We start from the raw sequence: 24,157 nt of genomic DNA, 5'->3' as shown, positions 1-24,157 counted from the left end.
GCATTTACTCCAATAAGGGGTCGGTACATAGTAATCCGTAAGCTGATAAGCGCGAAAAGCTTTCCTGTTCAATGGCAAGAGTTTGAAATGCCTGACTATATTCGATTAGGGATATTTTATCCTCAAATGTTTTGAGCACGTTCATTGTCTTATCAAAGAACTCAGCATGCTGAGGACGACTCAAATCACCTGCAATCAGTGTGGGATATGTTTTTTTATAATTATTTATAATTTTACTGGGTATATTTTCTGAGTTATCCGTTTCAGCTGTGATCGTTGCACTTGAAGATCTAGTGTAAGGGCGTTGAGTACTAATAAATTCCTCAGAATAGCCCGATAGAGGTGGCAATGCTGCTCGCAATACCGCTTTGTTGATGACCTCATTCCCACTTCCAATCACCATCATTTGTGCTCTTCTATAAATTGATTGTGCAATTGCGATGTTGCCTTTAGAAAGTAAGAAAATTTCCTCGTTCAGCTCCTGAGTCAATGCTGTTTCTATGTTAGTCCATTGAAGTGGCCATAGATAATTAATAAATGATTGCCAATCCGAGGTGTTGTACCCTGGCGCGGATATTTTCATGTACCCCCCAGATTCAGCCCTTCTTGCAATTCTGAGTTTTTTAGAGAGAGTTTCTTCGAATGGATGATTGCCACAGAACACCAGTGAAACCCCCAATGAGTCGACAATTTCATGCAGGAAATCAATCAGGGTAGCTTCGCCCCCTGTTCGTGAGAATTTAAGTCTTTGCATTTCATCAATGACCAGTACGCCAAGAAACGAAGATTTTATTTTTTGAGCGATCTGGCGTGCCAGTGAACCATTTCTGCTTGCCGGTATTGTCGCATCTATGCCCAAAGCATCATCAAGCATAGCGAGGATAGATTCGCAGAGATCACGGACGCTGGCATTATAGGGGCAGTTAACTTTTAGCCAAATGACCTGATTAGAAACTCTTGGAAAAGAGTTTTTGTATTTTTTATGTTCAATGACTTGCGGGAAATAGCCAAGAACCTGTTCTAGCATGGTGGTTTTCCCGGAACCACTTATACCAACAATTGTCATTGTATCGGCGCTTGGATGGAAATAGCCATCCTGAGGTTCAATTGCTGGTCTTTCATCACCATAGTAGTGAAGATATTGTTGCGTACTACTTTTGAGAGGATTTCTTGAGGCGTAACTATCCCTGATTATTCGGACCAGATACTTATAGCATTCAACGTAACATGTCTGTGGGCACCGAAAATTTTTGATGCGATCCACGTATTGTCCTCTCACTGCTGCAGAATTACTCTTCCTGATATGCTCATCGAGTGGAGGGAAATGGCTGAGAGCTAACAGGATCTCTGATTCCTCCAGGAGGGGCGGTAATGCCTCAATGAGCGGGTTTCCCCGATGTTCCGGGAGTATTGCTTCAGTGTAACGTGCAATAACTTTCTTCATTTTTTATCTCCCTGTTGGTCTTCTCGCGTATTTTTTGTTGCCAACCATTTTTCCTTTTCTTCTGGCCCAGGGAGGAGGGGGACATTTTCTGCTGAGAAATGGGGAAGTAACCGGGGTTTTTGTTCGGAGATACCGGTAGAGTTCAGTAGTTCCTCTTTCCTGTTATCAATTATATTCCTGGTCCGGGTTCTATTGTGTTTTTTCAGAGTACTGAGCCTTAGCAGGCCTGTTTCGTGTAATGTTTCGGAGAAGCCCTTCGCAGCAAACGAGGCTATGGCTACGGGGGACTTTTCAGTATACAGGTCAACCCAGTCAGCCAGAACATCAGCCTCAAGGTGAGGCAACCCTTTAAATATGTTACGTTTCTCCAGGAGGCGATGCCTCGTGAAGGGTTTGTTTTTATCTAGGCGAACATAGATATAGTCAACACAGTTATCATCTATGCGGGCTTCGCAACTTGATTGTCCAAAAACGCGTGCGGCGGAGGCCAGGTCGTCCTCACACTCATAATAGAGGTTGTTATATTTTAACCCACCGGAAGTAATACTGACTCGCTCAGGAGGCAGAAGCCTGGAAATGACTTCATCTTCTCTGATTGTCCGGGCGCTGAATCTGCTTTTTTCCAGACTAATTTGCCAGCTATTGAGTGGCGACATTTTAAGATCATGTTCAATCAGGAGTGGATTTATATAGGCCAGCTCTTTGAAAATCGACTGGTTATGTTCGAGGATGGCGAGAATAATGGACTTCGTTACTTCCTGCAGCGTCAAACAGGCTCTCGACGTTGGTGACGGCTCGCCTTTAACAATATATCCTCCCCGGGTAGAGCCCAGGAGAGAATGTATGGTCTCTTCATTTAAAATACCAAATCGCCTCTCGACAATACTTTTCCTGTCTGCTCTGTAGCTGGGCGCAAATTCAAGAGTTGTCATCGGAGTAACAACATTCTGAGGCTTCAGACCTATCATTTCTCCGTTGTCGCATACCAGTTTCATCGGAACATGTGAACAGGGCCATTCCCTCTCAGTGATTGAAAGCCCGAATAGTTTGCAGAAATGTTTCTTGGGCATAAAACAGTTTGCCAGAGCCTGCCGGGCCGCTCTCCATGACGCGTGGTAGAGCGATACATGTACGCCAGTAATCATTCTGGTTGCCCGGTCAACAACGGTATATACGGTCGGCCGGCCAATGACATTTTTTTTATTCAGACTTGAAACGAGATGGACATCGGCAACGGTGGCGTCAATTTCGAAAGCATCGCCTGCGAGCGTGCGGGTATCCGCAGCAGAACCCTGGTGGGCACGTTGGTTGAGTAAAAAATTTGATTCCGTGGTTTTTGCGCGAATCGTTTCCCTTCCGGGAACGAGTTTTTCGCCCCAGTATCTAAATTGTCTAAGTGAAGGGACACAGGCAGCCCTTTTTTCCTGTTCGGCAAGCTCGATCTCATCGCGGAAAAAATCCATCAGGAACACTCTGTACGTTCGGGCGAGCGATAACCCCCCGACTTTCAGATTGTGTTTTTTGAGTGATTTAATGATGTTCTTTTTATCACTATCTTTCAATATGAAGGTACTGGCCCGTTGCATCGGGAGGACTCGATTTTTCTTATTTTTACCAAGCGGTACTGCATTGGTTTTTCGTTCCTTTCCAGGTGCGCCGCTGTGGGGATAAGCAGGCAGTAACCCATAAATATTTTGACCATACCGCCAGTAGTGCGTCAACAGGAGCCTGATATGCTGTGAATTAACACCCACACGTGACGCATACCGAGATAATGCTGGAGAACGCAGTGACAATGCGTAGTCAAAGAGAAAGTCCCTGTCATTAATTAGAGGCCGAATGAGCTGGTAATTTTCATTACGCTTATTTTTGCTTTTCTTATTTATATGTTCCTCATCAACCAGCATATATACCGGAAGAGCATAGCTGTAATGAACAGCAGTACGTGTCCTGACCATAAGATCGAAGCGCCGAAGTGAGAAACCGAATGGTTTGCTTATTCGCTTATCCTGGAGTTCAAAAAGAATAACGACATCCAGATCGGCATTGAGATCGAGGACTCTGTACAAGCCATTTTTTAGGTCATCAGTATCACTGATTTCCCAGACACTATTTTTTATTATCACCATTGTTCTGCCACCTTCTGGTAGTGGGTGTTACTCAGAACACGCAGGACACCGACCTCGAGTATCGGATTAGTTAAATCAACCTGAATGAATTTTTTGGCGATGGCTACCTGTATTATGGTCATAATCTCACAGCATTCGAGATGGAACGTTTGAGCAAGGTATGAACAAAGTTCGTCGACAGAATAGTCGACGGGTTGCAATATCGATACAACCTCGTGGCAGGGTAAATGTTCAAAGGGTGAAGCATCCATCCGGATTGCGGATGTTGCCCATGCGATATTTTTACTCACATTTTTATTTAATTCTGAGCCTGTATAGATTTTAAATTCGATGTCGTGTAATGCCCAAAACAGATGCTCGATTTCTAACTTTTCAGCGACCCGGAGTGAAGGAATGCCATCGGGTTTTACTGCAAATGCCTTGTATTTTATATCCCCATTAGCATTTTTAATCGTCAGAAGAAAATCGGTTGTCATGACATGCAGCGCGGCAGGGCCTTTTATGCCTTTGATTGTAGGATGTTTTACCCCAATGTGATTGGCAATCCGTTCTGTGAGGGTAAGGGGTAAGAGGGGGAATTGCTCACGAATATCAGCCACCGATTCATTAAACTCAGCCTGATAGAAGAAATCACTTTCTATAGAAGACATGAAGTGGTGTTTGCGCATGGTTTTCAGGCCAAAAATCACAGAGCGATTACCGTAAGATGGTACATCCTGGACCCTTAGCCAGGGTTGGTATTCTTGGAAATGCCCTAACCCAACTCCCTGACCTAGAGCTTGTTCGTAGTTCTGGTAGGAGTTAAATTTTCTTCCTCTGCTCATGATAAATGTGCCACTAAATGAACCCGCCGTATGCTGCTTTCAGTTAACTTAACCTAAATTTAAGTATACAACTTTGATGTCATTTTTCGAGCTTAGAGTTACAACTTTAGCGTCTAATATACAACTTTATTGTCACATCACACCTGTGGGTTTCTGGTTAAGTTGTGCCACACTATCACCGGCACTAACTTAAAGTAAGTACGCACAAAAAGGTAAGTATGAAATGAATGAGATTGAAATCCGTCCGCTGTCGTTAACTGAGCAAATGCGTGATGGCAATTTATTTGCTGAGCAGTGCCCGTCACGAGATGTGTTAAAGCACGTCACCAGCCGCTGGGGCGTGTTGATTCTGGTGGCCTTGCAGGGTGGGACTCACCGGTTCAGCGACCTGCGCCGTAAGATGGGCGGGGTGAGTGAAAAGATGCTCGCGCAAACGCTGCAATGGCTTGAGGCCGACGGTTTTGTAAATCGAAAATCCTACCCGGTTGTGCCGCCGCATGTGGAATACAGTTTGACGCCGCTGGGTTGTGAAGTTGCTGAGAAAGTAGCGGGGCTTGCCGACTGGATCGAGGGGAATTTGCCGAGAGTGTTAGCGTCCCGTGCGGAACGCTAACACTAGGCGGGTGGATGTCGCTAAGGCTAATCCATCCGACAAAAGAACGAAAATTACTTACCTAAATCCAACTGGTAAATCGCAAAGCCGATTTCATCCGTCCCCACATTCTTCATCGGATACTGGCCTTTCTCTTTGATAAATGCCGCCGCTTTTTCACCCGGTGAGGTTTCAAAGCGAATATCTAATTTCTGATTGCTGTGGATTGGCGCCAGGCGCCAGTTGTTATCAGCGGCCGGGTGGATCTCTTTGCTTGCGGTAATCCAGTTCGCCAGCACCGAGCGGTTTTCGTCTGGCGATGCAAACGCAATATGGCTGTCGCCAGTTCCGGCAAACTTACCGCCGTAGGCGCGGTAGTTATTGGTTGCGACCAGGAACGTCGCGTTCGGGTCGATTGGCTTGCCCTTGAACGTCAGCCCTTTGATACGCTCGGCTTTCGGGTTCACCATCTGGCATTCGCCGTCATAACGTGCCGGTTGTGACACATCAATCTGGTAATCCACGCCGTCGATAACATCAAAGTTATAGGTGCGGAAACCGTCCCAGTTGATCAGCGACTGGGGTTTCGTGCTGTTTACATCAATCTGGTTAAACTGCCCGGCAGAACATTCCAGCCACTCTTTGACCTCTTTCCCGCTAGCTTTCACCACCACCAGTGTGTTCGGGTAGAGATACAAATCTGCGGCGTTACGGAAGGTAAGCTGGCCTTTTTCCACTTCGACAAAACTGGCCGGGTCATTCTTACGCCCGCCAACTTTAAACGGTGCGGCAGCGGAAAGTACCGGCAGGTTCGCGAGGTCCGGGTCGCCCTGAATGTATTTTTCAACGTAGGCCAGTTGGGCGTTATTCACCACCTGCACTGTCGGGTCGTCCTGCACCAGCGCCAGGTAGCTATACATATTGTCGGAAGATTTACCGATTGGCTTGCTGACGAACTCGCGAGTGGCATCGTGATCGTGCTTCATCACTTCCACCAGTTTGGCATCTTCCGGCACCAGGGCTTTCTTCGCCACGCTGTCATAAATTGGGCGCGCTTGCGCTTTGCTGCTGGTAACTTTCCATGCGCCGCTATCGTTGTTCAGCACTAAATCAACCACGCCAAGATGGTCGCCCCACATGCCAGGCATCACCGCCGGAATACCGTTAAGCGTCCCTTTTTCGAGGTCAACACCTTTGATATTGGCAAAGTCTTTGCCTGGGAATACGGCGTGCGCGTGGCCAAACAGAATGGCATCCACGCCTGGCACTTCGCTGAGGTAATAAACCGAGTTCTCAGCCATCGCATGATATGGGTCGCTCGACAGGCCGGAGTGGGCGATAACCACCACTAAATCCGCCCCTTGTTTGCGCATTTCAGGCACATAATGGCGGGCCGTTTCGGTAATATCCTGCACCGTCACTTTGCCTTCCAGATTAGTTTTATCCCACGTCATGATTTGTGGTGGTACAAAACCGATATAACCGATGCGCAGCGTCTGCTCTTTGCCGTCTTTGTCTTTCACCACGGTTTCTTTAATCACGTAAGGTGTGAACAGTGGCTTATTGGTTTTGGCATCAATAATGTTGGCATTCACATACGGGAATTTGGCCCCCGATAGAGCCATATGCAGGTAATCGAGGCCGTAGTTAAATTCGTGGTTGCCCAGGTTGCCCACGGCGTAATCCAACGTATTGAGCGCCTTATAAACCGGGTGGATATCGCCTTTTTTGAGGCCTTTTGCCGCCATGTAATCGCCCAGCGGGCTGCCCTGAATCAGGTCTCCGTTATCGACCAGTACGCTGTTTACCGTTTCACCGCGCGCGGCGTTGATTAAACTTGCCGTACGCACCAGTCCAAATTTTTCCGTGGAGGTATCTTTGTAGTAATCGAAGTCCATCATATTGCTATGGAGATCGCTGGTTTCCAGGATACGGAGGTCAACGGTTGCCGCATGAGCGCCGGTAGCAACCAGCATGGCCAGCATCGTTGCGCTAAACTTGATCATGATAAAAGGTCCTTTTTAGAGATAGGCCGCAAAAGGCTATGTATATAAACGTTGTTGCTTACAGATTTGTGAAGTGTGCCAGAAAAAGGGCGAAGTAAACCGGAATGGGTTCACAGATAGCGCAACCAGGCGTGATGAGATATAAGTAAAACAACAGGTTAATCGCACGACACAACATGAGGTGGAGAATGCTAGATAAAATTTGCCAACTGGCTCGGGAGGCTGGAGCTGCCATCATGCAGGTGTATGACGGGCAAAAGCCGCTAGAGGCGACCCAAAAATCCGATGATTCACCCGTAACTGCGGCGGATATCGCAGCTCACACCATTATCCTGCAAGGGCTGCAAACACTGACGCCGGACATTCCGGTGCTTTCAGAAGAAGATCCGCAGAGTTGGGAAAACCGTCAGAATTGGGGGCGTTACTGGCTTGTGGACCCGCTGGACGGCACCAAAGAGTTTCTGAAGCGTAACGGGGAATTCACGGTCAACATCGCGCTTATCGAAAAAGGCAAAGCGGTGCTGGGGGTAGTGTATGCGCCAGTGCTGAACGTGATGTACAGCGCGGCAGAAGGCAAAGCCTGGAAAGAAGAAAACGGTGTGCGTAACCAAATCCACGTGCGTGATGCTCGCCCACCTCTGGTGGTGATAAGCCGTTCACATGGCGATGATGAACTCAAAGAGTATCTTCACCAGTTGGGTGAACACCAGACCACGTCTATCGGCTCATCGCTGAAGTTTTGCCTGGTGGCTGAGGGGCAGGCACAGCTCTATCCACGCTTCGGGCCAACTAACATTTGGGACACGGCAGCAGGTCATGCTGTGGCGGCCGCGGCAGGTGCTCACGTTCATGACTGGCAGGGCAAGTCTCTCGACTATACCCCACGCGAGTCATTCTTAAACCCAGGTTTCCGCGTTTCTATTTACTAAACAACTATTTACTCAACAGTTCGCGCAGCAGGCTCATGACCTGCTGCACTTCTTCCTGTGTCAGTGGGCCATCTTTAGCAAACTGCACGCGGCCTTGTTTATCCAGCACCACAATCGCTGAACTGGCTTCTTCCAACTGCCAGGCACTCTTCGCCACGCCGTTGCTATCGACAATAAATTGCGACCACGGATACTGCTTTTTATTGCTCTCAAGGCTGCTGCGCACAAACATTCCGGTACCCATAATCGCGTCATCCGTGTTCACGATAGTCGTTGTCTGGTAGCGGTCATGCGGGAGTTTGGCTGCCTTAATCGCTTCAATCAGCCCGGCGTTCTTCTCTTTTGCGCTCGTGCGGCCAGCAATATGCTGCAGCACTCGCACTTTTCCCACTAGCTGCGCGCTATTCCAGTTTTTATAGCTAAACTTATCATTGTCGAGCATCAACTCGCCTTTATCCGTAATACCAATAGGCGAGACTCGCTGATTTTTCTCAAAGTTATGTGCCGATGCCGCAAGTGGCAGTAGCAGCAGGGCAAGCGCAAGGGTTTTACGTAGGGACATGAGAACTCCTAATCTTATTATTTGTGAAAAGTTTGCAGGTGATCCGACCACTTCGTCGTGACGTTTTAAGCATATGTGCTGAATAGCCATCTGTCCCGCAACAACAATGCCAGTTTGCGGGTGACCGCACATATCCCTATTTTTTGAAGGCTTAGACTGAGTTTTGTTTACAATTACAAAGAATATTCTGAGAAATTGTAATCATACGGTAAATAAGATTGTGCAAACTAGGTGTCGGTTTGTATATGGACTATAGTTTCCAGGCACCAAATTTTTCGCCTCGTTTTGTCGGACCAAATGTGGAACCGCAGGGGTGTTAACACTGCAGGAGAGAAAAAGAATGAAAATTTTCCAACGGTACAACCCGCTTCAGGTGGCGAAGTACGTGAAAATCCTGTTCCGTGGACGGTTGTACATCAAGGACGTTGGCGCTTTTGAATTTGATAAGGGCAAGATTCTTATCCCAAAAGTGAAAGATAAGCAGCATCTATCTGTTATGTCCGAAGTAAACCGCCAGGTAAAACATATGCAGGCGGAATTGGCGTAAGGCCAAAAGAAGTACCAAAAACGGCACCCGAGGGTGCCGTTAGTGTTTCTGAGTTTTGGAAATTACGCTGCGTTCTGATCTTCAGCATCAGGCAGTTTTGGCGTCAACGGTGTCGGTTTATTGTCGATACGCGTCACCAGCAACTGGTCGATGCGGTAGTTATCGATATCTACTACTTCGAACTTATACCCTGAGAACTTCACCGAATCGGTGCGTTTCGGGATTTTTCGCAGCATAAACATCATAAAGCCGCCGATGGTTTCGTAATTTCCATTCTGCGGGAACTCGTCGATATCCAGCACACGCATTACGTCGTCAATTGGCGTACCGCCTTCAACCAGCCATGAGTTCTCGTCACGCGCTACGATTTGCTCTTCCATACCCTGGCCGACCAGGTCACCCATCAGCGTGGTCATGACGTCGTTCAGCGTGATGATGCCTACCACCAACGCATATTCGTTCATGATAACCGCGAAATCTTCACCGGCGGTTTTAAAGCTTTCCAGTGCTTCTGAGAGCGTTAACGTATCCGGCACAATCAACGTATTACGCAGATGTACGCCGCTGTTAAGCGCCATGCTCTGGTTGCCCAGTACGCGGTTCAGCAGCTCTTTTGAATCCACATAACCCACGATATGGTCGATATCACCATTACACACCAGGAACTTGGAGTGCGGGTGCTCGGCAATTTTATTCTTCAGGCTTTGCTCATCTTCATGCAAATCAAACCAGATGACGTTTTCACGTGAGGTCATTGACGAGGGCACAGTACGTGATTCGAGCTCAAACACGTTTTCAATCAGCTCATGTTCTTGCTTACGCAACACGCCAGCCAGCGCACCGGCTTCAAACACGGCGTAAACATCGTCAGAGGTGATATCGTCATTACGCACCATCGGCAATTTGAAAATGCGGAAAATAACGTTTGCCAGGCCGTTAAAGAACCATACCAGCGGGCGGAAGATAAACAGACAGAAGCGCATCGGGTTGATGATTCGCAAAGCAACAGATTCAGGCGAAATCATACCGATGCGTTTCGGGGTGAGGTCTGCAAACAGAATGAACAAACTGGTGACCAGGGTAAAGGAGATGATAAAGCTCAGTTGGTCAGCCATTTCTGGCGAGAAGAAGCGCTCCAGAAGCACTTTAAAGGCCGGGGAAAATGCCGCATCGCCGACGATACCGCCGAGAATCGCCACTGCGTTCAGGCCAATCTGCACTACGGTAAAGAACATGCCAGGACTTTCCTGCATTTTCAGTACGCGTTGCGCGTTAAGGTTGCCATCATCAGCCAGCAGCTTGAGTTTTATCTTGCGGGAAGCAGCCAGTGAGATCTCCGAAATTGAGAAGAATGCACTGACGGAAATAAGAAGAAGTATTAATAAAATACTGTTTAACATAGTTTATCCGGCTTTAGAGCCAGAGCCTCGGAAGGAAAGTTGAAAATCTAAGGGTTAGTACATTTTGACTGCCAGTCCGTGGAGGTTGGGCCAGCAATTTCAACGGGTAGTATAGCGTAAGGGTGCATGGGGCTGCCAGAGGGCAAAATTTGGGCTGCTAATCGCTAATACCAGGAAAGATGCCGGGTCGCATCCTGCGCATGGCTGAGTACACGAATTACCGTAATACTCGTCTGAGCAGAGAGAAAGAAAATGACATGTTGCTCTATCGGCAGCGAACAAATACCGTCACCTAATTCAGGTCTTGGCGTGCCGATATCATGTAACGCAAGAGCATTGAAAATATCTGAAAAGCGCGTGATGTAACTATCCGCTTTTGCCTCTCCGTAGCGCTCAAAGCTATACAACCAGATAGATTCAAGATCCTCAGACGCCTTCGGTGTTAGTTCAATTGTTCTCATCCCTTGATTTCACCTTTTCTTTCATCCTTTGTAGAAAAGTATCCTGTTCCCAGATTTGCGGAGCTCCGCTGCTGATGCCTTCAGCAAGTAAGTCGCGTAACTGCTGTAATCTGGATGCTGCTTGTTTCTCACGCAAGAGGCGTAAAGCATCACGTAAGACTTCACTTTGCGTTCTGTAATCACCTGATTCTACTAGTGAATCAATAAATTCGCGTAGTTCATCGCCGAGATCGACTGTAACTGTTCGTGCCATCATAGCCCCTCAATGTAAGACATAATCTTACATTGAGTATAGGTTTTGACTGAGTAGATTTCCATCACCCACCCAGTTTTTCTTCAAACCTTAACAATCGCCCGGCGTTGCCCAGCACCAGCAGTGTGCTCAGATTGTGCAATAGGGCGGCAATTACGGCCCCCGAGGCTCCCAGCCAGCCAAATGCGGCGGCGACGACAATCACCAGCGTCCAACCCAGCCCAATCAGCACGTTCATCTGTAAGGTGCGACGGCACAGGCGGCTTAAGCGCACGCAGGTTCCAAGACGGCGTAAGTCGCCACCAATTAATACAATATCCGCTGATGCCATGGCGATATCCGAGCCACCTGCACCCATCGCAACGCCAACCACACCCGCTTTAATTGCCAGGGAATCGTTGATGCCATCGCCGACTACCATTGGCCTGAAGCCATTGTCGATTTGCGCACTGACCTGGTGGAGTTTGTCTGCAGGTAATGCCCCGGCTATAACGTCGTTAATCCCTACGTTCTTTGCGATGCGTTGTGCCACGGCTTCGCGGTCGCCGGTCAGTAATAGTTGATGGTTAAGCCCAAGATCACGCAGCTCCGCCATTGCACTGGCCGCTTCGTCGCGTAGGCTATCGGCCAGTAAAATCCAGCCACGGAAACGCCCCCCTAGTACCAGCCCAACTATCGGCCCGTCATGTGGTGGTTCTTCCGGTAAATCAGCGACCTGAGTTTTTAACAGCTCATGTCGGCCGAGATAAGCCTCGCCCGCTGCTGTAGTGGCAGAAATACCCAAACCCTGGTGTTCATGCACATTTTCAAGCTGCGGCCATGTGTTTTGCGGGGCAATATTGACCAGCGCACGGCTGACCGGGTGGTTACTGGTGGCACCAAGGCTCGCCGCCAGTGCAGACAGAACTTCCGGCGATTCTCCCGCTTCAGGAATCAGTTCATGAAGTTGCAGCTTGCCGTGTGTGAGCGTGCCGGTTTTATCGATAATCACCGCATTCAGTTCGGCTAACTCTTCGAGGAAGGCCGCGCCGCGAATCAAAATACCGTGACGTGCGGCAACGGTCAGCCCGGCAATAGACGTTGCAGGCGCGGAAAGCACCAGCGCACAAGGACAGGCGGCGACCAGTACCGCCAACATGGCCTGGTCGTTTTGCGTCAAAAACCATGTGCTGGCGGCAATCAATAAAACCAGCAGCAGATAACGCGCCGCATGACGTTCAAGCAGGCGGGTAATCGGCGGGCTGGCTTGCTCGGCACTTTGCATCAATGCCACCACGCGCCCGAGTGTTGAGGTTTCGCCAATGTGCGTCACTTCAATTCGCAACCGCCCATCAAGATTGATTGCACCACCGTAAACGTTCATGCCCGGTTTTACTTCCAGTGGTACGGATTCACCCGTGATCGGTGCGGTATCCAGGCTTGCCGTTCCTTCCAGCACGCGCCCGTCAGCAGGTAACCGGTCGCCAGCTCGCACTTCGACGATGTCACCAGCCACCAGTTCATGGTTGTCAATTTCATGCAGATTGCCGTCTGCATCAAAGCGTCGCGCCCGGCTGTGGGTCAATTTGCTGAGAGCTTCAATCGCTTCTTGCGAACCAATCATACTGCGCTCTTCGAGGATATGGCCGACGATCATAATCAGCGGTAGCAATGCGGCAGTAAGCAAATCCCCGGTCGCCCACGAGCCAATTAGCGCTAGCGCAACCAGTTGATCGGTAATGCCATGCAAGCTCGGGTAACGCAGGCTGTAAAAGGCGTGGCGCAATACCGGAATGCCGACCATCAGCGATGCAGCACCCAGTAAGATATCGGCTACCGCAACTTGATCGGGTGCCAGACCACGCCATAGCAAACCAAGAATTAATGTGCCGCTGGCGATCAATGCCAGTATCAACTGGCGGGTAATCTGCCGTTGTTCCTGATGGCTCAGTGCGCCACCGGGGTTAACAGTGTGGGTACTCATGGTTTCGAAGGTTCCTTTTGCCCAGCAGCTTGCAGAATCAAATTCGCATCATCTTTTGGAGAGACGGTAATGACGGATTCAGCTTGCGCCAGAATCGCCGCAATGCGTTCGCGGTAAACTCGCGCTAACAAGTCGGGGTCGTGCGGGCTTTTGGCCAGACGATTCACCATTGCCGTGTCGGACTGAGCTTTCGCCACTCGTTCGCGGGCCTGTGCCTGAGCCGTCTGGCGTGTCTGGTCGGCAAGCTGGGTGGATTTCTGGCGAATTAAAGAGGCGTCGGTATTGGCCGTGGCTATTGCCTGTGACGCTTGCTGACTGGCAGTTAATACCGCATTGAATGCGGTGACTGTGGTTTCCGGCAAAGTGGATTGCACAGTAACCCGCTTAAGAGTAATCCCCAGGTCACTGCCTGATTGTGCCAGGCGCTGCAAATTTTGCTCGACGTTGTGCTGAACATCAGCCCGCAGGCGTTCGCGTTGCTGGGCAACATTTAAATCGCCGCTGACCATTTCCGGGCGGGCGACAAGAATAGTATCCAGATCGCGCGAGGCACATACCGCAACGGCAGCACGCTCAACCAGTCGATCGAGAGCCGGAATCACATGTTCGCCCTGCAATACATACGCCATTGGCGTGACGACACGGTAAAACACGCTGATATCTAACTGCACCACGCCTGAGTCACCAGTAAGCAGATAGCCGGAACCCGCCAGTGCATCGCTGCTGTTATCGCCACGAGCATCTGCATGCAGCGCATCATTCGAGCGTAATAGCGCCGTAACGTGGTGTTCAATCACGCGGTCAGGTGCCGGAACCATCACCACATCGTTAATCGGCTTCGGCCAGGTGAGCAATAAACCCGATTCGGCAATTCGCTGCTGTGCACCGAAGTGCAGTACCACGGCGCGGCTGTCTGCGGGTATCTGGCGAATATTCGAAAACAACCACGACGCTGCTGCCAGCAGTGTCAGTGCATACAGTGCGTAAAAGGCGAGGCGTATTGACTGTGTCCACGGGCCCGCAGGTTTATTTTTGTGATGCTCACTCATGAGTTGTATCCAGCTTTGGCCCTTCTACCAGCAGACGGAACGGTGCGGCATCAGTGCGTAACACCAGACGGGTGCTGGAATTAACCACGCCGCTGAGCGCATCAAGCTGGCGTAACAGGCTGTATAGCTGAGGTGAACTGGCATAAGCTTTGCCATAAATTTCGGCGGCTTGCGCCTGAGACTGTGCTTCGATATCTGCTGCCTGAACCTGTGCTGTCGCCTCCACAATGCGAGCATCACGCTCTGCCGCCGAGCGAATTTCAGCCGCGGCGCGTTTGCCTTCAGCGGTGCGTTCAGTCGCAATGGTTTCGCGCTCGGCGCGCATCCTATCGACTGTGGCGCTAAGCGTCACCGCGGGCAGGGTCAGGCGTTCGGTTCCAACCTGCACCAACCGAATACCATAGCTTTCCAATAATGGCTGGCTGATTTGCGCCTGCAGATGCGATTCAAACTGGTTTAACTGCACTTGTTTGCTGTCCGTATTGACCAGTTGAGAGAGCGTAAAGCCACTCGCGGTGGTTTCGAGTGCCGAGCCGAGATAAGCACGAATTTGCCGTGCCGCTTCATCGGGCTGATTTTGTACCGCGCGCATAAAGCGCTGCACATGCTCAGGGGTATTATCAACCTGCCAGACCGCATATGACTGCACAATGATGCGCAGCCCGTCCCGCGTGCCCACATCCTGCAAGCCGCTCGAAGTCGTTCGCAGACGCAGATCGACGGCGGTGGACATTTCAAAAGGTGCGGGCAGGCGCCACGCAAGACCTGGCTTGAGCAGTACGCGTACCGGATTACCGAACCGAGTAATAATCAGCGATTCGCCAGAGCGAACCTGCACAAGGCTTGCGGCGGCGGCAAGAATGAGCACCAGCGCACTTGCGCCAGCAATGCGCTTCCAGGCTTTTGTTACAGGAGCGTCAGAATGGTGGCTGTGGTGGCAACCGCTACTGCAACCGTGATGATGTGAATGGCTCAACGGGAAGACTCCTGTGTCGGTTTGGAAGGTGCATCTTTGCGTGCTGCCTGGCTTAACGAGGGAAACTCGCGCAGGTCGATAGTGGGCTGTGAGGTCGCGCCAATACGGTGATCGATAATTAACAACGGGCTTTTGCCTAAAGTCTGGTGCAACTGGCTAAACCATAATTCATCGACAAACACCTGGCCGGATTTCGCCACTGCTTGTTTCTGTGCGGCAAAACGCACAGCCGTTGACTGCGCTTTACTGGTCACATCGGTGGCGTTCATCTGTGCCTGGTTCTGGCGCGTGGTAGCTGTAGTTTGTGCGCTGGCGGCCAGCTCTGCTGCATGCCCACGCTCCCGGGACACGAGCGCTTGAGCTGCAATTTGCGCGGCCTGTACACCATGGAAGGCATCAGCAGCCCCTGCTGGAGGGTGGATAGCTTCGACGACGGTCGAGAGCAGTTCCACACCACTATGCAGGCCATCGAGTTTTTGCTGCACTGCCTGATTAATCTGGCTTGCTAATTCGATGCGCTGTTCCCCTAAAACCTGCTCAAGAGTCAGCGAGGAAAACTGATGCACCAGAACCTGGTTTGCGGCGCTGCGAATCAACTCTGGCAAATTCACGCTGTTATAGGTTGCCGCCAGTGCTGCGTTATCGGTTAAGCCAACGCGCCACATAAAACGGACATCGCTATTAATGATTTGCAGACCTTGCTGGTTACCGCTTTGGCTGGCAATAATCTGCGCTTTATCAAAGCTATGAATCGCATCCCACAGGCGATCGGCGCTTTGCGGTGCATTCCCTTCGGCATTCGCCAGCGGCTCCGCAGGTGTATCGGCTTCTTCTCCGGCCGCTAACTCATGCACCTGGCCATTTTCCGCCAGTATCACCTGGCCAAAAGGCCAGGGCAGCCCGTAATGCAGGCCCGATGGCAACACGGCAACCGGTTTGCCAAAGCGTTCATAAATACCGCGTTGGGTTGGGGAAACTTGCTGCATCCCGGTCAACAGCCAGCCACAAAACAGCATGACTGCCAGCACAGGTAAAAATGCCCGACGCAATACCGTGAATGCCCAAAGCTGGCGTAAATCGATGCCAAAGTGGTGGTGCAGCTCGCGTTGTAAAAAAAGTAGTGGGCGTGGCGGCCAGACGAGTTGTGCTGCCAGTTGGCTTTGAGCAAGGAACTTGGGTTCGCAGCCTTCTTCACCCGGTGGTGTGAATAGTGAGAACAGGCCGCGCAGCAGAAACTCAATTGCTACCAACACCACAAGGATCGCAGGCAGATTGACCAACAATGAGAGGTTTGTTGTCGGGAATATCAGTGCGGGCAAAGAGAGCAATTGCACCGCGAGAGTTACACGTAATATCGGCGCAATGAATTTGGCTTCCGGCCAGGCTTCGCTCGCCGTTGCAGCCAAATGACGTTCAGCAACCAGAGTGGCAAACATCGCCGTCGCAATAATCCCGACCGCCACCCAACGCACAGTGCCTTCATCAAGGGCGACGTAATGGGTATTCCAGCCCGAAAGCGCGACAAACAATACGAAGGCGGCCATCGCCGCCAGCCCAATTCCATCGCTTGTGAGCAACGCTCCAAAACGTTTGAAGCTTATGGGAATAAGTGCGCCAAGCCGCTGATAAATCATCGGCAAAGGTTCGGTTTCTGCGGCGTCTTCAGGTTTGAGCGTTGGCGCGAAGATAATCGCACGCCACTGGCAAATTCGCTGGGCGTTATACCACGCGACAGCCAATAAAATCAGCACGGCGGCGTTGTTACTTAATAGCGCAGGCCAGCGGGAAGATGACTCGAAAATATGCGCGAGCAGCGCCATAACCAGCATCAAAAAAATCGCTGTACCTAACCCGAAAACCACTCTTGCGGCGAGCATGGCCTGCGAGGACGCTAAAGAATATCGAGCCTGAGAGCTAAACGGCGAACATTGCGTGGGTTCAGTCATTTGAAAGGCGGTGTCGCTGAGGTTGAATTGTTATCATATAACATATCACGGAGGTGAATAATCCGTAAACGCAGCGCGGGTAACCGTTTGTACAGTTTTGCGTTTACGGTGAGGCGATTTGAGAGTGTTTGAGAGCGGACAGCCAGCACGGCCATCCGCTTTTTGGGGCGGTTACCAGGTTCCGCTGGCGTCGAGGGTTTTACTTTCGGTTTGCTTTTCAATGGACTGCGTAATCCGTTCATCAAGCAATTTCTTGAACAGTTTTTCGTCGAGCGGCAACGTAACCCAGTTATCCGTCCAGCTCGAAAGATGCATGGCGTTAGAAATAGTCAGGCCACGGATGCCTTCTTCCCCTGGAGCAATTAACGGTTCGCCGCGCAGAACTGCGGCGCAGAAATTGCGGGTGATAACATGATGCTCGCTACATTCCGATGCCGTGGATATCAACACTTCCCAGCATTCTGGTTCGCCAAAACCCCCTTTCCAGCGGGCATTAAATTCGGTTTCAGATTCCCGCAAACGCCAGTAACGTAGCTTGCCTTCTTCAACCACCACTTTGCCTTTGTCGCCGATGATTTCCAGGCGGTTGGTACCCGGCGTTTCCGCCACGGTGGTGATAAACACACCGGTTGCGCCGTTGGCATATTCGGCATAAGCGGTGACTTCGTCTTCCACTTCAATCTGGCGATGTTTACCAAACTGGCAAAACGCCCGCAGGCGCACCGGCATTCCTACCAGCCACTGCCACAAATCCAGTTGATGCGGATCCTGGTTGAGTAACACGCCGCCGCCTTCGCCTTTCCAGGTGGCACGCCAGCTTCCGGAATCGTAATAGCTTTGCGAACGGTACCAGTTAGTAATGATCCAGTTTGAGCGGCGAATTTCACCCAGCTCGCCACTGTCTATCAAATCTTTCACTTTCAGATACAGCGGGTTAGGGCGCTGGTTATACATCAGGCCAAAAACCACATCACACTGCTGCGCGCACTCGTTCATTTCCCGCACTTGCGCGGTATACACTCCGGCGGGCTTCTCGCACAAAGTATGAATGCCGTTGCGCATCGCCAGCATGGCAAGCGCAGGGTGATCGTAATGAGGCGTGACGATAAGCACCGCGTCAATCAGGCCGCTTTGCAGCATCTCTTGAGCGTCGCTAAATAGCGGGATATTTTCGCCAATCACCTGGCGAATCGCGTCATGTTTTTGGGGATTGTTGTCGCACACGGCAGCCAGCACCGCTTCTTTCACGGTACCCGCCAGTAAATAGCGAGCGTGAACGGTGCCCATATTGCCGACACCAATAATACCAAAGCGTACTTTTTCCATGTTATAGCCCTCGCGCCTGAATCAGGTTATCCAGAGCATTCACCGCGCAGGTAAATGCCGCTTCGCCGTGGTCCATTTTGCCACTGGTTATTTGTGCATTTTCCAGCGCCTTGAAGCCGCTGAAATCGGCCAGATGCGGCTCAAGGGACAAGAATCCGTGATAGCCACTGGCGGCCAGTTCTTCCAGCATGTCGCCGATTCGCCCGTCGCCCTGGCCCGCTGGCATCACGTCGCCCGTGGTGAAAAGAGCGTCTTTAATGTGGATGTAGGCGATGTGTTTTTGCAGCGCCTCAAAGGCATTTGGGAAGGGAGTCACGCCGCATTGCACAAAGTTTGCCGGGTCGAATACCGCTTTGACTTTTGGCGTATCGAGCGCTTCAAGCAGTTGCAGGCAGCGTCCGGCGGTGTCACCGAAAATGTCCTTTTCGTTTTCATGCAGCAGCGTGACGTGATAGCCATCAGCCGCAGCAACCAACTGTTGCCAGCGGCGAAGCACTTCCGGCCAGTGGTGTTGCGGGTCTGCATCTTTTGGCATCCAGAAACTAAACATGCGGATGTACGGCACTTCTAATATTTGCGCAATTTCTAACGTGTGGCGGAACAATGCAAGATGGGTATCAAAATCCTCATCCATGCCAATTTTCCCAATCGGTGAGCCCACCGAGGAAATAGCAAAGCCGCGTTCATCTAAGCGTTGTTTAATTAAACGCACTTCGTCCAGTGAATGTTCCACCAGCGGACGATCGTTCACACCGCGCATTTCGATATAGCGGATATTGAATTTATCCAGAACATCCATTTGCGTTTCCAGCCACGGCGAAATTTCATCTGCAAAGGCAGATAAAGTAAATTTGTGCATCTGATAAACCTCTTAGCTCATACCAAATAAATGGGGAAGGAATAATGAAATTTCAGGGATATACGTCACTACCAGCAATAAAGCGAATTCAATGGCGAAAATAGGTAATAACGGTTTAATCACCTTTTCCATCGGTACATTGGCGATACTGCAACCGACAAACAGGGCGCTGCCTACCGGTGGAGTGATGTTCCCGATGCACAGGTTAAAGACCAGCATAATGCCGAAGTGAATCGGATCCATGCCGATGCTTTGCGTAATCGGGAAAAAGATCGGCGTAAAGATCAGCAATGCCGGGCTGATATCCATAAAGGTGCCGACAATCACTAACAGCAAGTTCATGATCAGCAAAATAACGATAGGGTTTTCAGAAACAGACAGCAGGAGTTCGCTAACGGTATCTGGAATAGAAAGCCAGGTCATTGCCCACGACATAAATGACGATGCGGCAATTAAGAATAAGATCATGCCGGAAATAATCGCCGATTCGATCATAATTCCCGGTAAATCTTTCGGCTTAATCGTTCCATAACACAGTGAAAGAATTAACCCGTAAAACACCGATATTACGCCACCTTCGGTGGCGGTGAATATGCCAACAATAATCCCGCCAATCACCACGACAATCATTAATAAGCTGGGGATAGCATCAAAAACAATGCGCAGTGCCTGCTTCATTGGCACTTTATCTTCTACCGGGTAGTTATGTTTTTTTGCATAAACCCAGGCATAAAACATAACGCCGAGGCCCATTAAAATACCGGGTACGTAACCAGCAACAAACAGGGTGGCAACTGAAGTTCCGGTCATTAATGAGAAAACAATAAACAACCCAGTAGGTGGGATCAGCAAACCTGTTGGGGCAGAAGCGATATTCACGGCGGCGGAGAAATAAGGATCGTAGTTTTTCTCTTTTTGCAGCGGCCCCATAAAGCCGCCCACCGCAGAAGCCGCAGCCACGGATGAACCGCAGACACTGCCGAACAGCATATTACTGATTACGTTGGCATGAGCCAGTGAACCCGGAATACGTCCGCCCAGCAACATGGCGAGATTCACCAGCCGCCGGGCGATTCCGCCTTTATTCATTAAGTTACCTGAAAGAATAAAGAACGGGGCCGCCAGCAGGCCAAAGTTGTTGATGCCGGTAAACATTTTCTGGCTACCGGAATAGAGAATATCGCCTACCGACATGCTGAAAACCAGCGTGAAAATAGAAGACAGCATAATGGCAATCGCCACCGGTAAACCCAGCACTAAAAAGAAGATAAAGGTGCCGAGCAACATGCTACAGGCGACGAGAATTTCGGAATCAATCATGAGATTTCCCTCCCTGGAAATTGCTAAGAATATTGATGACTTCCAGCAGGATAATCAGCACGCCGCTCAGGGGAATAATGGCGTGAACCCAGCCCATTGGGATCCCCAAAGTACTGGAACGCTGACCCATTCCTTCAAGCATGAATTGCCAGCCGCCAAGGATCATGACGAAGAAAATGGAAACCATAATGATGACGTGATGCACGGTGTTCAGCCGCACGCGCAGGCGAATATTCAGTTTGCTTTCCAGCAAGGTCAGGGCTAAATGGCGCTGGGAAGAAAAGCAGCAAACCGCACCTAAAAAGCCCATCCAAATCATAATGTAACGCAGTAATTCTTCGGTGTAAGTGCTGGGGTCGTTCAGGATGTAGCGGCTAAAAACCTGCCACATCGCAATCAGGCAAAGTGCGGTGAGCAGGCACGCCACCAGTAGCCCAATACCTTTATCAAGGTATGACTTAAAGGTAATCAGTTTCATGAAGTACTCCGGGAAAGCAGCACAGACCTATTGGGTCGCTACTGTGGGCAACCCAATAGCGTGGCTGTTATTGCATAGAATTACGGATTTCAGTCACTTGCTGCATTTTTTCGGCGGGAAGCTCGGCGTACATCGGTTCAACTAAATCCTGGAAAGCCTTTTTCTCCGGGTAGTAGAACTTCACCCCCATCGTTTCGGCATCGGTCTTGGCTTTCGCCTGCAAACGTGCCTGCTCCTGAGTCTGGAAAACGGCGGAATTGAGCGCCGCTTGTTTCACTTTTGCTTGCTGATCAGGTGTCAGTTTTGCCCAGGTTTTCATGCTGATAACCACGATATCCGGCACCAGCGTATGTTCATCAAACGAATAGGCTTTCATCATTTCGCCGTGGCGGGCGTCAGTCAGCGTAGATACCGCATTCTCCGCGCCATCTACCACGCCTTGTTGCATCGCTCCGAACACTTCGCTGTACGGAAGTGGTGTGGCGGTGGCACCTAAACGTTTCATCATATTGAGCACCGTAGGGTCGGCCATGACGCGGATTTTGACGCCTTTTAAGTCAGCGGGTTTTTCAATGCCTTTATCGCGGGTATAGAACGAACGGAATGGACTGGTGTAGAAAGTCAGACCTTTAATTCCGCTGGTTTCCGGGTAGCTGTAGTAAGTCTCAGCCAACGGGCTAAGGCTAAATTTCAGATACGCATCGTTGCTGGCGAAAAGATAAGGCATGGAGAGAACAGAAAACTTATCGTTAAAAGATTGCAGATTAGAAGAAGATACACGCGCCATATCGACGGTGCCTTTTTGCACATCTTGTAAGACCTGGGTTTCATCTCCCAGCGCCCCGTTGGCAAAAATACGTAATTTCACTTCACCATTCGTGGTCTTTTTTAATTCCTCATTCATCGCTTTTAACGCAAGAACCGTGGAATCAATCGCTAAATGGTTGTCGGCAACTTTTAGAGTAATCGCCTGGGCAGAATAACTGGTAATAAGCGCGAGAGCACAGCTAATAACGGAACCTTTAAAGAGATTTTTTTTCATTATGTATTTCTCACCTGGAGGATAATCTCTGCCACCTTAAAAAACTGCTTTAATCTCGGCAAACTGATTTTGTGATAATAGTTGCAACATAAGTAATTGTCCGTCGGCTTTCTGTTTTTAATGTTTTAAAAACAATGAAATATGCGTGATAATATTTGCACGGATGCATTGTGTCAGGGGTCACAAAATGGCAGGGAAATTAAAAATGCAGCAAATATCCGTAATGACAGGCTATTCCGTCAGTACGGTTTCAAGAGTTTTAGCCGGGAAATTGAATACCAGTCCGCTGGCGCGGCAAAAAATACTTCGTAGCGCTCAGGACTTTGGGGTATTGGGTGAGCTAATAACTGGACGCTTATTAATTAACGGCGTGATTGTATTTGCGCCTGAGCGTGCTTTTAATAGTCGCGATGATATTTTTTATAATGAGGTGATAAAAGGCATCGTCGAAGCCATTTCTCCTCATGATATTTATATCCGTTATTGTGGGCTTGAGGAGCAGCAGGCAGATTTGGAGTTGTTTCTTAAAAAAACCAGCGACAGCAATATTAACGCCATTATTATTATCGGTGTTGATGACCCAACCATTCATAAACTCGCCGCCACGCTAAACAAACCCTGCATTCTTATCAACACCTCTGACCGGGAAATGATGCTGGATAACGTCTCGCCAGACCATCGGGCCATTGGTTTTAGTGCGGCTCGCCATCTTTATCAACAAGGGCATCGGCGGCTGTTGTGCCTGACTAGCCTGCGGCGGGATACGATGGTAAGTCGGCTGGAAGGGATCAAAGAAGCGGCACGTTATTTCCATGCTCCGTTTGATGAGTCGCTCAATCTGGTGGTGACGGAGGGGTTTGGCGCGGTGGAGTCAGAAGCGGCGGTTGAAAGCTGGTTTTTACAACATCCGCAGGAACAGTGGCCGAGTGCGATTCTATGCGCTGGCGTGTTTATGGCAAAAGGGGCGCAGCAGGTCCTTAAGCGGCGGAACCTTAGCGTTGCGCAAGATGTCTCGCTGATGGTCACTGATTTTAGCTGGACACTCTCCGGGCCATTTAGCCCGGCGTTATCGGCTATTCAGGTGCCTTGCCGCGAACTGGGCATCGAAGCCGTACATTTATTGCAAAGCCGCATCACTCGCCCCCATGCACCGGTGTTCAACCTGATGCTGCAGGGGCGTTTACTGGTTCGTGATTCGGTGGTTCGTACAACCCGCACCATGCGGCAGGATTACGATTAACTCTCTGGCGGCAAACACACACCAATGCCGCCGATGCCGCAATAGCCATACGGGTTTTTATGCAGGTATTGTTGGTGGTCGTCTTCGGCGTAATAGAACGGCCCGGCGTTGGCAATTTCGGTGGTGATTTTGCGATCGTCGCCGGAAAGATTCATCGCTTGCTGGAAGCGTGCAAAACTTGCGCGGGCGGCGGCATCCTGTTCTGGCGTTAATGGGTAAATTGCGGAGCGATATTGTGTGCCAACGTCACCACCCTGGCGCATTCCCTGGGCTGGATCGTGGTTTTCCCAGAACACTTGCAATAATTGTTCGTAACTTACCTCTTGCGGGTCGTAAACCACGCGCACCGCTTCTGTGTGTCCGGTCATTCCGCTACACACTTCGCGATAGGTTGGGTTAGGCGTAAAGCCCCCAGCATAACCTGCGGCGGTGCTGTAAACCCCTGGAATTCTCCAGAACATTCTCTCAACACCCCAGAAACAACCCATTGCGAAATAAGCGATCTCCATCCCATCTGGTACATTTGTCATGGAATGCTCGTTTACCGCATGTAAAGTGGCGATTGGCATCGGGGTATTGCGACCAGGCAACGCTTCTGACTGTGTCACAGGATGGGTTTTCTCAAATAATTTCATCAGTCATGCTCTCCCGATGTTGGCTAAATTTAACAACAACCGCCATGCGGTTGTAACGAGGCGTGTTATTGCAGACAATAACTCCTCTGTATGAGACTACAGTACATATAAGAATTATTTGGGTTATTGTGCAGTTTTCAACCCCGATTGTTGGGGTTTTGTAACGAAGACGTTTC

General features: G+C 50.0%; 22 protein-coding genes. 4 read left to right on the top strand and 18 right to left on the bottom strand.

The window, feature by feature from the left end; genetic code table 11:
• Window positions 1–4: 4 nt before the first annotated feature.
• From GC128_RS09295 to GC128_RS09285, 3 genes are read right to left on the bottom strand one after another with little or no spacing between them, the layout of a single operon-like run.
• Window positions 5–1,444 carry an ATP-binding protein gene (locus GC128_RS09295; RefSeq protein ID WP_151994063.1) on the bottom strand — a complete coding sequence of 480 codons (1,440 nt, stop codon included), beginning with the start codon at window positions 1,442–1,444 and terminating at the stop codon, window positions 5–7.
• A complete protein-coding gene (locus GC128_RS09290) occupies window positions 1,441–3,573 on the bottom strand; it encodes a transposase (RefSeq protein WP_151994062.1) in 2,133 nt (710 codons plus the stop codon). The genes GC128_RS09295 and GC128_RS09290 overlap by 4 nt, the downstream gene beginning before the upstream one ends.
• Window positions 3,567–4,397, bottom strand: coding sequence for a TnsA endonuclease N-terminal domain-containing protein (locus GC128_RS09285; RefSeq protein ID WP_151994061.1), 831 nt, complete (start codon window positions 4,395–4,397; stop codon window positions 3,567–3,569). Before GC128_RS09285 ends, GC128_RS09290 begins: the two co-directional genes overlap by 7 nt.
• A 223-nt stretch (window positions 4,398–4,620) precedes the next feature.
• Between GC128_RS09285 and GC128_RS09280 the strand changes: the two genes are divergently transcribed.
• Entirely contained in the window at window positions 4,621–5,010 is a 390-nt protein-coding gene (locus GC128_RS09280) for a winged helix-turn-helix transcriptional regulator (RefSeq protein ID WP_151994060.1), read from the top strand.
• Window positions 5,011–5,063: 53 nt separating this feature from the next.
• Here the strand turns inward: GC128_RS09280 and GC128_RS09275 are convergent, their stop codons facing one another.
• Entirely contained in the window at window positions 5,064–6,995 is a 1,932-nt protein-coding gene (locus GC128_RS09275; RefSeq protein ID WP_151994059.1) for a bifunctional 2',3'-cyclic-nucleotide 2'-phosphodiesterase/3'-nucleotidase, read from the bottom strand.
• Window positions 6,996–7,183: 188 nt separating this feature from the next.
• On the opposite strand from GC128_RS09275, the gene cysQ reads away from it, so the two are divergent.
• Window positions 7,184–7,924: a 3'(2'),5'-bisphosphate nucleotidase CysQ gene (gene cysQ, locus GC128_RS09270; RefSeq protein WP_151994058.1), complete on the top strand. Its 741-nt coding sequence runs from the start codon at window positions 7,184–7,186 to the stop codon at window positions 7,922–7,924.
• 4 nt (window positions 7,925–7,928) lie between these two features.
• Here cysQ and GC128_RS09265 read toward each other — a convergent pair whose 3' ends face one another.
• Window positions 7,929–8,486 carry a YtfJ family protein gene (locus GC128_RS09265; RefSeq protein ID WP_151994057.1) on the bottom strand — a complete coding sequence of 186 codons (558 nt, stop codon included), beginning with the start codon at window positions 8,484–8,486 and terminating at the stop codon, window positions 7,929–7,931.
• A 340-nt stretch (window positions 8,487–8,826) separates the two neighbouring features.
• Between GC128_RS09265 and GC128_RS09260 the strand changes: the two genes are divergently transcribed.
• Window positions 8,827–9,033 (top strand): DUF1107 domain-containing protein, encoded by a 207-nt coding sequence (locus GC128_RS09260; RefSeq protein WP_151994056.1) that lies wholly within the window; start codon window positions 8,827–8,829, stop codon window positions 9,031–9,033.
• A gap of 62 nt (window positions 9,034–9,095) precedes the next feature.
• Here the strand turns inward: GC128_RS09260 and GC128_RS09255 are convergent, their stop codons facing one another.
• The 12 genes from GC128_RS09255 to GC128_RS09200 form a co-directional block, all read right to left on the bottom strand.
• Window positions 9,096–10,433 (bottom strand): hemolysin family protein, encoded by a 1,338-nt coding sequence (locus GC128_RS09255; RefSeq protein ID WP_151994055.1) that lies wholly within the window; start codon window positions 10,431–10,433, stop codon window positions 9,096–9,098.
• A gap of 164 nt (window positions 10,434–10,597) precedes the next feature.
• Window positions 10,598–10,894: a type II toxin-antitoxin system RelE/ParE family toxin gene (locus tag GC128_RS09250; RefSeq protein ID WP_151994054.1), complete on the bottom strand. Its 297-nt coding sequence runs from the start codon at window positions 10,892–10,894 to the stop codon at window positions 10,598–10,600.
• Window positions 10,881–11,147, bottom strand: a complete 267-nt coding sequence (locus GC128_RS09245; protein ID WP_151994053.1) for a type II toxin-antitoxin system ParD family antitoxin — start codon at window positions 11,145–11,147, stop codon at window positions 10,881–10,883. The genes GC128_RS09250 and GC128_RS09245 overlap by 14 nt, the downstream gene beginning before the upstream one ends.
• Before the next feature lie 64 nt (window positions 11,148–11,211).
• On the bottom strand, window positions 11,212–13,110 hold the full coding sequence (locus GC128_RS09240; RefSeq protein WP_151994052.1) for a heavy metal translocating P-type ATPase: 1,899 nt from the start codon (window positions 13,108–13,110) through the stop codon (window positions 11,212–11,214).
• Complete coding sequence (locus tag GC128_RS09235; protein ID WP_151994051.1) at window positions 13,107–14,159, bottom strand: SPFH domain-containing protein; 1,053 nt, start codon at window positions 14,157–14,159, stop codon at window positions 13,107–13,109. Before GC128_RS09235 ends, GC128_RS09240 begins: the two co-directional genes overlap by 4 nt.
• The gene (gene hflC, locus GC128_RS09230) at window positions 14,152–15,135 is read right to left on the bottom strand and encodes a protease modulator HflC (RefSeq protein WP_151994050.1); all 984 of its coding nucleotides are present in this window, start codon (window positions 15,133–15,135) and stop codon (window positions 14,152–14,154) included. The genes GC128_RS09235 and hflC overlap by 8 nt, the downstream gene beginning before the upstream one ends.
• Window positions 15,132–17,081: a protease modulator HflK gene (hflK, locus tag GC128_RS09225; protein WP_151994049.1), complete on the bottom strand. Its 1,950-nt coding sequence runs from the start codon at window positions 17,079–17,081 to the stop codon at window positions 15,132–15,134. The genes hflC and hflK overlap by 4 nt, the downstream gene beginning before the upstream one ends.
• Before the next feature lie 171 nt (window positions 17,082–17,252).
• Window positions 17,253–18,407 carry a Gfo/Idh/MocA family protein gene (locus GC128_RS09220; RefSeq protein WP_151994048.1) on the bottom strand — a complete coding sequence of 385 codons (1,155 nt, stop codon included), beginning with the start codon at window positions 18,405–18,407 and terminating at the stop codon, window positions 17,253–17,255.
• A gap of 1 nt (window position 18,408) precedes the next feature.
• Window positions 18,409–19,266, bottom strand: coding sequence for a sugar phosphate isomerase/epimerase family protein (locus GC128_RS09215; protein WP_151994047.1), 858 nt, complete (start codon window positions 19,264–19,266; stop codon window positions 18,409–18,411).
• A gap of 12 nt (window positions 19,267–19,278) precedes the next feature.
• Window positions 19,279–20,583: a TRAP transporter large permease gene (locus tag GC128_RS09210; RefSeq protein WP_407643476.1), complete on the bottom strand. Its 1,305-nt coding sequence runs from the start codon at window positions 20,581–20,583 to the stop codon at window positions 19,279–19,281.
• Window positions 20,579–21,064 (bottom strand): TRAP transporter small permease, encoded by a 486-nt coding sequence (locus tag GC128_RS09205; RefSeq protein WP_151994045.1) that lies wholly within the window; start codon window positions 21,062–21,064, stop codon window positions 20,579–20,581. Before GC128_RS09205 ends, GC128_RS09210 begins: the two co-directional genes overlap by 5 nt.
• Window positions 21,065–21,131: 67 nt before the next feature.
• Window positions 21,132–22,106, bottom strand: a complete 975-nt coding sequence (locus GC128_RS09200; protein WP_151994044.1) for a TRAP transporter substrate-binding protein — start codon at window positions 22,104–22,106, stop codon at window positions 21,132–21,134.
• Window positions 22,107–22,293: 187 nt separating this feature from the next.
• Between GC128_RS09200 and GC128_RS09195 the strand changes: the two genes are divergently transcribed.
• Complete coding sequence (locus GC128_RS09195) at window positions 22,294–23,346, top strand: LacI family DNA-binding transcriptional regulator (RefSeq protein ID WP_151994043.1); 1,053 nt, start codon at window positions 22,294–22,296, stop codon at window positions 23,344–23,346.
• On the opposite strand, the gene msrA is transcribed toward GC128_RS09195, so the two are convergent.
• Window positions 23,343–23,981, bottom strand: coding sequence for a peptide-methionine (S)-S-oxide reductase MsrA (msrA, locus tag GC128_RS09190; RefSeq protein ID WP_151994042.1), 639 nt, complete (start codon window positions 23,979–23,981; stop codon window positions 23,343–23,345). The two genes, GC128_RS09195 and msrA, sit on opposite strands and share 4 nt — an antisense overlap.
• Window positions 23,982–24,157: the final 176 nt, after the last annotated feature.

This window comes from Buttiauxella massiliensis, assembly GCF_902500225.1.
GTDB classification, from domain to species: domain Bacteria; phylum Pseudomonadota; class Gammaproteobacteria; order Enterobacterales; family Enterobacteriaceae; genus Buttiauxella; species Buttiauxella massiliensis.
The sequence above is the reverse complement of the archived record's forward strand: the minus strand, read 5'-3'. Positions and strand labels throughout refer to the sequence as shown.

Bases quoted from the DNA above. Each gene is read 5' to 3' on its own strand.
- GC128_RS09295 (WP_151994063.1), bottom strand. From the start codon at position 1,444: ATGAAGAAAGTTATTGCACGTTACACTGAAGCAATACTCCCGGAACAT.
- GC128_RS09290 (WP_151994062.1), bottom strand. From the start codon at position 3,573: ATGGTGATAATAAAAAATAGTGTCTGGGAAATCAGTGATACTGATGAC.
- GC128_RS09285 (WP_151994061.1), bottom strand. From the start codon at position 4,397: ATGAGCAGAGGAAGAAAATTTAACTCCTACCAGAACTACGAACAAGCT.
- GC128_RS09280 (WP_151994060.1), top strand. From the start codon at position 4,621: ATGAATGAGATTGAAATCCGTCCGCTGTCGTTAACTGAGCAAATGCGT.
- GC128_RS09275 (WP_151994059.1), bottom strand. From the start codon at position 6,995: ATGATCAAGTTTAGCGCAACGATGCTGGCCATGCTGGTTGCTACCGGC.
- cysQ (WP_151994058.1), top strand. From the start codon at position 7,184: ATGCTAGATAAAATTTGCCAACTGGCTCGGGAGGCTGGAGCTGCCATC.
- GC128_RS09265 (WP_151994057.1), bottom strand. From the start codon at position 8,486: ATGTCCCTACGTAAAACCCTTGCGCTTGCCCTGCTGCTACTGCCACTT.
- GC128_RS09260 (WP_151994056.1), top strand. From the start codon at position 8,827: ATGAAAATTTTCCAACGGTACAACCCGCTTCAGGTGGCGAAGTACGTG.
- GC128_RS09255 (WP_151994055.1), bottom strand. From the start codon at position 10,433: ATGTTAAACAGTATTTTATTAATACTTCTTCTTATTTCCGTCAGTGCA.
- GC128_RS09250 (WP_151994054.1), bottom strand. From the start codon at position 10,894: ATGAGAACAATTGAACTAACACCGAAGGCGTCTGAGGATCTTGAATCT.
- GC128_RS09245 (WP_151994053.1), bottom strand. From the start codon at position 11,147: ATGGCACGAACAGTTACAGTCGATCTCGGCGATGAACTACGCGAATTT.
- GC128_RS09240 (WP_151994052.1), bottom strand. From the start codon at position 13,110: ATGAGTACCCACACTGTTAACCCCGGTGGCGCACTGAGCCATCAGGAA.
- GC128_RS09235 (WP_151994051.1), bottom strand. From the start codon at position 14,159: ATGAGTGAGCATCACAAAAATAAACCTGCGGGCCCGTGGACACAGTCA.
- hflK (WP_151994049.1), bottom strand. From the start codon at position 17,081: ATGACTGAACCCACGCAATGTTCGCCGTTTAGCTCTCAGGCTCGATAT.
- GC128_RS09220 (WP_151994048.1), bottom strand. From the start codon at position 18,407: ATGGAAAAAGTACGCTTTGGTATTATTGGTGTCGGCAATATGGGCACC.
- GC128_RS09215 (WP_151994047.1), bottom strand. From the start codon at position 19,266: ATGCACAAATTTACTTTATCTGCCTTTGCAGATGAAATTTCGCCGTGG.
- GC128_RS09205 (WP_151994045.1), bottom strand. From the start codon at position 21,064: ATGAAACTGATTACCTTTAAGTCATACCTTGATAAAGGTATTGGGCTA.
- GC128_RS09200 (WP_151994044.1), bottom strand. From the start codon at position 22,106: ATGAAAAAAAATCTCTTTAAAGGTTCCGTTATTAGCTGTGCTCTCGCG.
- GC128_RS09195 (WP_151994043.1), top strand. From the start codon at position 22,294: ATGGCAGGGAAATTAAAAATGCAGCAAATATCCGTAATGACAGGCTAT.
- msrA (WP_151994042.1), bottom strand. From the start codon at position 23,981: ATGAAATTATTTGAGAAAACCCATCCTGTGACACAGTCAGAAGCGTTG.